This window comes from Brevundimonas sp., from assembly GCF_032017145.1.
Lineage (GTDB): Bacteria > Pseudomonadota > Alphaproteobacteria > Caulobacterales > Caulobacteraceae > Brevundimonas.
In genome coordinates, this window is the sequence record NZ_DALZQC010000126.1 from 1 (window position 1) to 8,759 (window position 8,759).

At 69.0% G+C, this 8,759-nt stretch carries 13 protein-coding genes; 7 read left to right on the top strand and 6 right to left on the bottom strand.

The features are described from left to right. Positions 1–106: 106 nt before the first annotated feature. The 4 genes from RTU05_RS15690 to RTU05_RS15705 all read left to right on the top strand — a co-directional run bounded on the left by RTU05_RS15690 (position 107) and on the right by RTU05_RS15705 (position 2,456). A complete protein-coding gene (locus RTU05_RS15690; RefSeq protein ID WP_312599274.1) occupies positions 107–640 on the top strand; it encodes a phosphoribosyltransferase family protein in 534 nt (177 codons plus the stop codon). A 177-nt stretch (positions 641–817) separates the two neighbouring features. After that, positions 818–1,372, top strand: a complete 555-nt coding sequence (gene rplU, locus RTU05_RS15695; RefSeq protein WP_312599275.1) for a 50S ribosomal protein L21 — start codon at positions 818–820, stop codon at positions 1,370–1,372. Between the two features lie 96 nt (positions 1,373–1,468). Next, positions 1,469–1,756, top strand: a complete 288-nt coding sequence (gene rpmA, locus RTU05_RS15700; protein WP_312599276.1) for a 50S ribosomal protein L27 — start codon at positions 1,469–1,471, stop codon at positions 1,754–1,756. Between the two features lie 166 nt (positions 1,757–1,922). After that, complete coding sequence (locus RTU05_RS15705) at positions 1,923–2,456, top strand: GNAT family N-acetyltransferase (protein ID WP_312599277.1); 534 nt, start codon at positions 1,923–1,925, stop codon at positions 2,454–2,456. A gap of 10 nt (positions 2,457–2,466) precedes the next feature. Here the strand turns inward: RTU05_RS15705 and RTU05_RS15710 are convergent, their stop codons facing one another. Next, a complete protein-coding gene (locus RTU05_RS15710) occupies positions 2,467–2,661 on the bottom strand; it encodes a hypothetical protein (RefSeq protein WP_312599278.1) in 195 nt (64 codons plus the stop codon). A gap of 115 nt (positions 2,662–2,776) precedes the next feature. Further along, complete coding sequence (locus RTU05_RS15715) at positions 2,777–3,292, bottom strand: hypothetical protein (protein WP_292023564.1); 516 nt, start codon at positions 3,290–3,292, stop codon at positions 2,777–2,779. A gap of 132 nt (positions 3,293–3,424) precedes the next feature. Here RTU05_RS15715 and RTU05_RS15720 point away from each other — a divergent pair, with 132 nt between their 5' ends. Together RTU05_RS15720 and RTU05_RS15725 are read left to right on the top strand one after the other, a co-directional pair. Further along, complete coding sequence (locus tag RTU05_RS15720; protein ID WP_312599279.1) at positions 3,425–4,627, top strand: threonine ammonia-lyase; 1,203 nt, start codon at positions 3,425–3,427, stop codon at positions 4,625–4,627. Then, positions 4,608–5,123, top strand: coding sequence for an FKBP-type peptidyl-prolyl cis-trans isomerase (locus tag RTU05_RS15725; protein WP_312599280.1), 516 nt, complete (start codon positions 4,608–4,610; stop codon positions 5,121–5,123). Before RTU05_RS15720 ends, RTU05_RS15725 begins: the two co-directional genes overlap by 20 nt. A 332-nt stretch (positions 5,124–5,455) precedes the next feature. On the opposite strand, the gene queG is transcribed toward RTU05_RS15725, so the two are convergent. Both queG and RTU05_RS15735 read right to left on the bottom strand, forming a co-directional pair. Beyond that, entirely contained in the window at positions 5,456–6,583 is a 1,128-nt protein-coding gene (gene queG, locus RTU05_RS15730) for a tRNA epoxyqueuosine(34) reductase QueG (RefSeq protein ID WP_312599281.1), read from the bottom strand. A gap of 153 nt (positions 6,584–6,736) precedes the next feature. Continuing rightward, positions 6,737–7,267 carry a DUF2239 family protein gene (locus RTU05_RS15735; RefSeq protein WP_312599282.1) on the bottom strand — a complete coding sequence of 177 codons (531 nt, stop codon included), beginning with the start codon at positions 7,265–7,267 and terminating at the stop codon, positions 6,737–6,739. A gap of 59 nt (positions 7,268–7,326) precedes the next feature. Between RTU05_RS15735 and RTU05_RS15740 the strand changes: the two genes are divergently transcribed. Continuing rightward, entirely contained in the window at positions 7,327–7,659 is a 333-nt protein-coding gene (locus tag RTU05_RS15740; protein WP_312599283.1) for a GIY-YIG nuclease family protein, read from the top strand. Here the strand turns inward: RTU05_RS15740 and RTU05_RS15745 are convergent. After that, complete coding sequence (locus RTU05_RS15745) at positions 7,656–8,345, bottom strand: glutathione S-transferase family protein (protein WP_312599284.1); 690 nt, start codon at positions 8,343–8,345, stop codon at positions 7,656–7,658. The two genes, RTU05_RS15740 and RTU05_RS15745, sit on opposite strands and share 4 nt — an antisense overlap. Before the next feature lie 44 nt (positions 8,346–8,389). Next, the coding region (locus RTU05_RS15750; protein WP_312599285.1) for a cation transporter dimerization domain-containing protein at positions 8,390–8,759 on the bottom strand (370 nt) is incomplete at its 5' end.

The window sequence follows — 8,759 nt, forward strand, 5'->3', positions numbered from 1 at the left end:
GCCGAAACCCCGCACGCCGCCCCGGTCGAGGCGCGCCCGGCGGGCGCGGCCCCAGACACGCCGGCGGTGGACAAGTCCCATGGCCAGGCGGTATCGGCCTCGCATCATGGCTGATCCCTCCCCGACGCCGACCGTTCTCCTGCCCGAGGCCGATGTCGCCCGCATCGTCGCCGAACTGGCCCAGCGAATCGCGCCCGTGATCGACGACGAGACGGTCGCCGCCGTCCTGCTGACCGGCGGCCTGTGGTTCGCCGCCGACCTGACCCGCGCCCTGGCCCGCGTCGGCAGGAATGTCCGCTTCGACGCCCTGTGGCTGGCCTCCTATGGCGATGAACAGTCCAGCCGGGGCAAGATCGACGTCTACGCCCCGTTCCAGCGCCCGATCGCGGGCCGGCGCGTCCTTATACTGGACGATGTGTTCGACACCGGCTTGTCGCTGGCCGAGGCGGTCCGCATCGCCAGGGAGGGCGGCGCGTCCGAGGTCCTGACCTGCGTCTTCGCCCGCAAGCCCTGGCCCAGGCCCCGCGCGCCCGAACCCGACTTCGTCGGCTGGGAGGCCCCCAACCGCTTCCTGGTCGGCTACGGCCTGGACCACGCCGGCGCCCTGCGCGGCCTGCCCGACGTCTGCGCTCTGGACTGAGGGCGCCGGGACCGAGGACATCGGGCCGCGACGGCGAGGGATAATCCGGGCGGGGCTGAATTTCCGCCGGGTTCGGCGTTGACTCTCGAACGCCCTTCCGTATATGTCGCCGCTCTTCGCCGCCGGGGGTATCTCCGGGGGGCGTATCTTTTTTTGCGTTTGCGCTGAGGCTTCAACATGTACGCGGTGATCAAGACCGGCGGCAAGCAGTACCGGGTCCAACCGGGCGACACCATCGTCGTCGAAAAGCTCGACGGCGACGCCGGCGCTGAGCTGAAGTTCGACAGCGTCCTGATGCTGGGCGGCGACAAGGGCGTGACCCTGGGCGCCCCGCTGATCGACGGCGCCTTCGTCGGCGCGACCCTGGTCGAGACCCGCAAGGGCGAGAAGATCAAGATCTTCAAGAAGACCCGTCGCCAGGGCTATCGCCGCACCAACGGCCATCGCCAGATGGAATCGGTCCTGCGCATCACCGGCATCGAAGGCGCCGGCGAGACCGCCAAGTGGGACGGCACGGTCGATCTGACCACCAGGGCCGAGATCAACCTGCGGGCCCGCAATCTGGCCGCTCGTGACGCCACCTCCTCGCTGGGTTCGACCGAGACGGTCGTGACCGACGTGGACGGCGCCGAGGTCAAGGGCGTCGTGGTCGAGAGCTCGGCTCCCGCCAAGAAGGCCCCGGCCAAGAAGAAGGCCGCGCCCAAGGCCGAAGCCGCCGGCGACGAAGCCTAAGACATTCACCGGCGCCTCGGCGCCAGACCTAAGTTGCGGACGCGCTCAACTAGGCCGAACGGCCGGTAGCGCACCAAGAAAGTACGGAGCGGCAAGATGGCTCACAAGAAATCCGGTGGTTCGTCGCGCAACGGTCGCGACTCCGAGTCGAAGCGCCTCGGCGTGAAGAAGTTCGGCGGCGAGCGCGTGCTGGCCGGCAACATCATCGTGCGTCAGCGCGGCACCACCTTCCACCCGGGTGAGAACATCGGCATGGGCCGCGACCACACCCTGTTCGCCCTGACCCAGGGCGCGGTGAAGTTCACCACCAAACGTGGCGGCCGTTGTTACGTGTCGATTCTCGCGGCCAACGACGACGCCCAAGTGGCGATGGCCGCCGAGTAACGCGAGCTGGGATTTCACCGGATCGCGTTGCTCACGACAGCAGCCGATCCGGACCAGGGAAATATTCCGCGGGGAGTCTGGATCACCAGGCTCCCCGTTTGCGTTCCCCGCCTCGAAGACCGTCCGAGCCCTTCAAGGAGATGGTCGAGAGAATGAGGCGATCGCCATGTGCGTCATTGAAACCTCCCCCGTCGTCGAGACGCGGCGCCTGGTCCTGCGCGCGCCCGCGCCCCAGGATGCGCCGCGCATCGCCGCCCTGGCCAACGATCTGGACATCGCGCGCATGACAAAGCGGATGCCGCACCCGTTCCGGGTTCGCGACGCCGACGACTTCGTGCTGCAGGTCGCATCCCAGGATCCGGCGCGGGCCAACACCTTCGTGATCGATCACGAGGACGCCGGTCCCATCGGGGTGATCGGCCTGTTTGAGGGCGAGGATCGCGTGCCGGAGACCGGCTACTGGATCGGGCGGGAGTATTGGGGCCGGGGCTTCGCCACCGAGGCGCTGGACGCCGCCCTGGTCTGGGCCAGCCGCAAGTGGAAGCGCCGGGCGCTGGTCGCCGGCCATTTCGCCGACAACCCCGCCTCGGGCCGGGTGCTGGAAAAGGCCGGCTTCCTCTACACCGGCGAGACGCGCCGCGCCTGGAGCCGCGCGCGGGCGGCCGAGGCGGATACGCGGATGATGGTCTGGCTGGCCTGACGCCTTAGTCTCAGTTCGCCAGGGCGGGGCCGTAGATGGCGGCCGCGGCGATCAGCCCGGCCGTCAGCATGGCGGCGGCCCCGGCGATGAAGGTGGCCACCGTCTTGGCGCGGCGGCGGCGCATCCCGCCGGACTTGTATTTGCGGATGATGACCGATGGCCCGCGCGTAAAGGCCTCGGAGCCGATGATGTTGTGTTGGGACAAAGAAGACGCTCCCCCGACTGGCACACAGAAGCCCTAACCCCTCCGGGGCGCTCGCGGCCAGAAGATGGCGACCCGCGTTACCGGGGTCGCATCTTCGTGACGCGCGGCGACGGGATCACAGCGTCAGGGACACTACCCGTCCGCCGCGCGTCTGGACATGGCGCATCAGGACGATGGGGTCGCCGTCGGCCTTGACCGGCGCGATCACGAACCAGCCGCCGTCCGGCAGGCCGTCGAACTGGAACCGGCCGGCCCGGCACTGGGTGTCGCGGACATAGGTGACGTAGTTGGCGTTGGCGTCGGCCACGGTGCGGGCGCGGACCACGGCGGCCGGCACGGCGGCGCGCTCGGTCGAGCCGTACAGGGTGCGGAAGCGGGCGCGGGTGTAGGGGGTGTCGGGCGTCAGACCCACATTGCCGACGCAGGCGAAGGCCTTGCCGTCCTGGGCGAAGGCGATCTGGCCCTGGATAGCGTTGCGCCCGGGGGCCTGGGACCAGGCGAAGTCCGATTCGGCGAAGGCGGCGGGGCCGGCGCCGGGCAGGCCGCCGCCGACGGTGGGGGCGCAGGCGGCGAGCGCGGTCAGGGCCAGGCCCGCAACGGCGGTTGCGGCGACGGTGAGACGGCGGGACATGAGCTTTTCCTCCGAAAGCGACGGGTCGCGGGGGAACGACCCACGCCGTTATCGCACGACCCGAGGGGCGACATCCACGGTCAAGATGCCCCGGCTCTGGACCGGGGCGCGACAACGCGCGAAACAGGCCGCATGACCGTCACCTACGCCGACATCCAGGCCGCCCGCGCCCGCATCGCGGGCCAGGTCGACCACACCCCGACCCGCTATTCCCGCCGGCTGTCGCAGCTGACCGGGGCCGAGGTCTGGGTCAAGTTCGACAATCTTCACTTCACCGGCAGCTTCAAGGAGCGCGGGGCGCTGAACCGCCTGCTGCTGCTGACCCCGGACGAGCGCAGACGCGGGGTGGTGGCGGCTTCCGCCGGCAACCATGCCCAGGCCCTGGCCTATCACGGCGGGCGGCTGGGCGTGCCGGTCACCATCGTCATGCCCGAGGGCACCCCCTTCGCCAAGATCAACGGCACCCGCTCGCACGGGGCGACGGTGGTGATCCACGGCTTGGACTTCACCGGCTCGACCGAGGAGGCCAAGCGGCTGGAGGCCGAAAAGGGCTATGTCTTCGTCTCGGCCTTCGACGACGAGGGGATCGTGGCGGGCCAGGGCGTCTGCGGCATCGAGTTCCTGGAGGATGCGCCCGAGATCGACGCCCTGATCGTGCCGATCGGGGGCGGCGGCCTGATCGCGGGCACGGCCATCGCGGCCAAGGCGATGAAGCCTGGGATCAAGGTGTTCGGCGTCGAGGCGGCCCGCTATCCGTCCTTCACCGCCAAACGGGCGGGCCTGCCGCCGGTCTGCACCGGCCAGACCATCGCCGAGGGCATCGCCATCAAGGCGGTGGGGGACATTCCCTTCGGCCTGGCCAACGACCTGATCGACAAGGTCTTCGTCTGCGAGGAGGCCGATTTCGAACGCGGCGTCTCCTATATGGCGACGATGGAGAAGACGGTCTGCGAAGGGGCGGGTGCGGGCGGTCTGGCCGCCATGCTGGCCAACCCGGAAGCCTTCAAGGGCATGAAGGTCGGGATCGAGCTGACCGGCGGAAACATCGACGCGCGGATGCTGGCCGTGGTGCTGAATCGCGAGATGGTCCGTGAACGGAGATTGCTGGTTTACCGAATCCTGGGCGACGACCGGCCGGGGATGCTGTCGGCCATGGCGGCGGTGATCGGGGGGCTGGGCGGCAACATCATCGACGTGGTCCACAACCGTCTGGCGCTGGACGTGCCGGCCAAGGGGGCCGAGTTCGACATCATGGTCGAAACGCGCGATAGCGCCCACGCCGACGAGATCGGCGAGGCCTTGAAGGAACGCGGCTATGAACTTCGGATGGGGTAGGGCGGCGCTGTTCGCTGCGGTGATGCTGGCGGGCTGCGGCCGGGCCGAGCCGGTCGATCCGAATGCGGGCAAGGCCGAGGCGGCCGCCTTCATGGAGAAGAACGCCAAGGCCGAAGGCGTCCAGACCCTGCCCAGCGGCCTGCAGTACAAGGTGGTCCAGTCGGGTCCGGCGGGCGGCGTCAGCCCGGACCGCAACGATTTGGTCAAGGTCGATTACGAGGGCAAGCTGGTCGACAACACCGTGTTCGACAGCTCGTTCGCGCGCGGGGCGCCGGCGATCTTTAGACCCGAGGAAGTCATTCCGGGCTGGAGCGAGGCGCTGCAGAAGATGCGCGTCGGCGACGAATGGCTGCTCTATGTGCCGCCCGAACTGGGCTATGGCGAGCAGGGCAATCCGAAGATTCCGGCCAACTCCGTTCTGATCTTCCGGCTTAAGCTGCTGGATGTGGAGCAGGTGCCGGGCGGCGGATCGGGCGTCGGGCTGGCGATGGGGTGAGGCCGACCGTCTCCTCCCTGGGAAGCGGGCAGGTGGCGCGGCGCCCGCTTGGCGTCGTGACGGAGGGGCTGCGCGCCGCATTGCGGACGTCTGTGGGACGTCAAGAGCCCCTCCACCGCTACGCGGTCCCCTCCCCATTTCATGGGGCGGAGACGCCAGGTGCACTGCAGTTTTTTTGAGTGCACTTTTGTGCAGATTTTTGCGAACGGTTTGCAGTTCTGCGGCGAATGTCAAAGACCAGACGGGCAGTATAGCTCAGCATGCGAGGGCGGTAGGGTAGCGGTCGCTGCTGGACTTCAGGACTTTGAAATCGCTGTCGTTCGTCGCGGAGATTACGCGGGTTGAGCGGTTCTGGGCCGCCGCCATTCGGCCAGGACCTGGGGATCGGTCTCGGTCGTCGCCTCGGTCAGGACCGCGAACTCGCCCGGCGATGTCAGCCGCGACAGCGCCCAGACCGCCGCGCCGCGCACCAGGGGCGAGGGGTCGGCTATCAGCGCCCTGGTCCGTTCGATCAGGGTCGCGTCGCCCGAGTTGCCGACGGCGTAGAGGACGTTCCTGAGGAAGCGGTCGCGGCCGATCCGCTTGACCGGGCTCTTGGTGAACAGGGCGCGGAAGGCGGCGTCGTCCAGCGCCAGCAGGTCATGCAGGCGCGGGCTTTCGAACGCCTCGCGGGGAAGCAGCCGGATCTCGCGGGCTTCCTGCGCGAACTTGTTCCACGGACAGACCGCCAGACAGTCGTCGCAGCCATAGATGCGCGATCCGGTCAGGGTGCGGAACTCGACCGGCCAGGGACCGGCGAACTCGATGGTCAGATAGGACAGACAGCGCCGGGCGTCGAGCTGGAACGGGGCGGGAAAGGCGTTCGTCGGACAGGCGTCGAGACAGGCGGTGCAACGGCCGCAGTGTTCGGTCTCGGCCGCGTCCGGCTCGATCTCGGCGGCGGTCAGGATTGTGCCCAGAAACAGCCAGTTGCCGTGGGTGCGGCTGAGCAGATTGGTGTGTTTGCCCTGCCAGCCCAGGCCGGCGCGCTGGGCCAGCGGCTTCTCCATCAGGGGGGCGGTATCGACGAAGACCTTGATGTCGGCGCCGTTGCGGGCCGCGATCTGACCCGCCAGCTGTTTCAGCCGGCCCTTGATGACCTCGTGATAGTCGTCGCCGCGCGCATAGACCGAGATGTATCCGGCCGAGCGGTCGGCCAGCTGGTCCAGCGGGTTCTCCTCGGGGCCGTAGTTCATGCCAAGGACGATGGCGGTCTTCGCCTCGTCCCACATGGCGGTCGGATGCTGGCGGCGATCCAGCGTCGTCTCCATCCATTCCATGTCGCCATGCCGCCCCTCGTCGACGAAACGCCGCAGCCGCTCGCCCGCCGGCCAGGCGTCGGCGGCCGAGGCGAACCGGCAGACATCGAAGCCCAGCTCGGCCGCGCGTTGGCGAATGAAGGTTTTCAGGCGGTCGGACACGGGGCGGGGGATAGCACGAAGTCTCTTCCCTGCGGAGCGGGAGGTGGCGCGGCGCGTCTTCGCGCCGTGACGGAGGGGCCGCCCCCGTATCGCAGGCGCCCGTGGGACTTCAAGAGCCCCTCCACCACGCCATGCGCGGTCCCCCTTCCCATGTCATGGGGAGGAGACGGCCTCGCCATCGAACAGGTCCAGAATCTGCGCCCGGACGTCGGCGGGCCAAGGGGCGATCAGCGCGGCGAGACGCTCGCGGTCGCCGGCGAACAGGGCGCGGCTGGCCTCCTCGAAGTTGCGGGCGTCGCCGGCCATCTCGACCATGAAGCCATAGGCGGCGTCGATGCGACGGCGGCGCGCATCGTCGTCGGCGGCGGTCTTGCGCGCCTGCTCCACCAGACGGCGCAAGGCGGCCGAGGCGCCGCCGGGCTGGGCCGCCAGCCAGTCCCAGTGGCGAGGCAGCAAGGTCACCTCGCGCGCGGAGACGCCAAGGCGCGGCCGGCCTCGCTTGGGCGGCGTCGGTCGCAGATCGAGATCGACCGCGCGTCCGGTCTGGAGGTCGAAGACCCGCAGCGCCGCCTGGGGCGAGCTCGCCAGAGCCGTCTGGAACGCGGCCGACACGACGGCTTCGGTCCCCGCGACGATCCGGTCGGGCCCGTCAAACAGGACCAGCCGGCGAATGTCGTCGTCCATATATTTACCCGGATATAACTAATGGATAGGATAATACCCGGATAATAAGGAGAGCTGTCATGACCACAAGCCGAAAGGCGCTGATCGCCGCTTACAAAGATCGGCCGACCATCGCCGGCGTCTATGCCGTCATCTGCAGCGCGACGGGCCAAGTATGGGTCGGCAAGAGCCGCCACATTGACACCGAACAGAACGGCCTGTGGTTCGCCTTGCGCCACGGCGGCAGTCCGTACCGGTCGCTTCAGGCGGCGTGGAAGGCGCACGCGCCCGAGGATTTTCGCTTTGAGCAGCTTGATCGCCTGCCGGAAGAGCTCTCGGACCTGCGGCGCAAGGATGAACTGGTCAGCCGGGCCAGGCTGTGGATCGCACGTCTGGCCGCAGAGGCGCTTTAAAAGTCCAGATCCGCATACCACCCCGACGGCGGCACGCCGACGAAGCGGTCGGCCAGCAGGGAGCGGAAGCAGGGGCGGGATTTGAGCTTGGAGTACCAGGTTTTCAGCCCGGGCCAGGTCTTCCACTGGATTTCGCCGAAATAGTCCAGCACCGACAGGTGGGCGGCGGCGATCAGGTCGGCCTGGCTAAGCCTGCGGCCGGCCAGCCAGTCGCGGGCGGCGACCAGATCCTCCAACATGGCCAGGTGAGATTTCAAGGCGTCGCGACCGTCGCGCAGGGCGCGCGCCTCGGGCGGGCCGAGCTTGAGCAGGGGCTTCTCCATCCGTTCGTGCAGCAGGACCGCGTCGACCTCGTCCATGAAGCGGCGCTCGAACCAGCCGGTCAGGCGGCGCGCCTCGGCCCTTTCGGCGGCGTCGGCGGGCAGCAGCAGCGGCGGCCCCTTCTGCTGATCCTCGATCCAACCCAGGACGGCGGGCAGTTCGCACAGGGTCAGCGGGCGCCCACGGTCGGTCGTCTGCACCACCGGCGGCAGACCCGACGGGTTGAAGTCGTTGACCGGGCAGTCCTCCTCCCACGGACGGACCGGCGTATCCGTCCATTCGATCCGCGCCTCGCCCAGCGCCAGACGCGCGGCGCGAGAGGCGGGCTGGAAGGCGAAGTGGAAGAGAACGCAAGGGTCGGCCATCAGGGGGTGATGCGCCCCGACCCGTTAAATCGGCGTTTACCGCCTTACGACCAGGGGCCCTTGGCGACCGGGGCGTTCGGAGCCGCATTCGGAGACTCCGCAGGCGTCTCCGTGGTCGGATCGGGTGACCCTGGGACAGGCGCTTGCGGCCGGCCGCGTGGATCGGCGTGGATCAGGATGTCGGCGCCGGGAAACCGCGCCAGCACCCGGCGTTCGGCCTCGACCACGATGGCGTGGGCGGCGTCCAGCGTCAGGGCGCCGTCCAGATCGACGTGCATCTGGATCATCATCACCGGCCCGACCATGCGGGTCCGCAGCTGATGCACGCCCGTGACGCGCGGATCGGCCAGCACGGCCTGGGTGACGGCGGCGCGGTCGGCCTGCGGCGCGGCGCGGTCCAGCAGGTGGTCGGCG

What these genes read in the sequence shown, in the direction of transcription:
- rpmA (WP_312599276.1), top strand. Translation starts at nt 1,469, where the DNA reads ATGGCTCACAAGAAATCCGGTGGTTCGTCGCGCAACGGTCGCGACTCC.
- RTU05_RS15735 (WP_312599282.1), bottom strand. Translation starts at nt 7,267, where the DNA reads ATGGACGACGACATTCGCCGGCTGGTCCTGTTTGACGGGCCCGACCGG.
- RTU05_RS15705 (WP_312599277.1), top strand. Translation starts at nt 1,923, where the DNA reads ATGTGCGTCATTGAAACCTCCCCCGTCGTCGAGACGCGGCGCCTGGTC.
- RTU05_RS15740 (WP_312599283.1), top strand. Translation starts at nt 7,327, where the DNA reads ATGACCACAAGCCGAAAGGCGCTGATCGCCGCTTACAAAGATCGGCCG.
- rplU (WP_312599275.1), top strand. Translation starts at nt 818, where the DNA reads ATGTACGCGGTGATCAAGACCGGCGGCAAGCAGTACCGGGTCCAACCG.
- RTU05_RS15720 (WP_312599279.1), top strand. Translation starts at nt 3,425, where the DNA reads ATGACCGTCACCTACGCCGACATCCAGGCCGCCCGCGCCCGCATCGCG.
- RTU05_RS15745 (WP_312599284.1), bottom strand. Translation starts at nt 8,345, where the DNA reads ATGGCCGACCCTTGCGTTCTCTTCCACTTCGCCTTCCAGCCCGCCTCT.
- RTU05_RS15715 (WP_292023564.1), bottom strand. Translation starts at nt 3,292, where the DNA reads ATGTCCCGCCGTCTCACCGTCGCCGCAACCGCCGTTGCGGGCCTGGCC.
- RTU05_RS15725 (WP_312599280.1), top strand. Translation starts at nt 4,608, where the DNA reads ATGAACTTCGGATGGGGTAGGGCGGCGCTGTTCGCTGCGGTGATGCTG.
- RTU05_RS15690 (WP_312599274.1), top strand. Translation starts at nt 107, where the DNA reads ATGGCTGATCCCTCCCCGACGCCGACCGTTCTCCTGCCCGAGGCCGAT.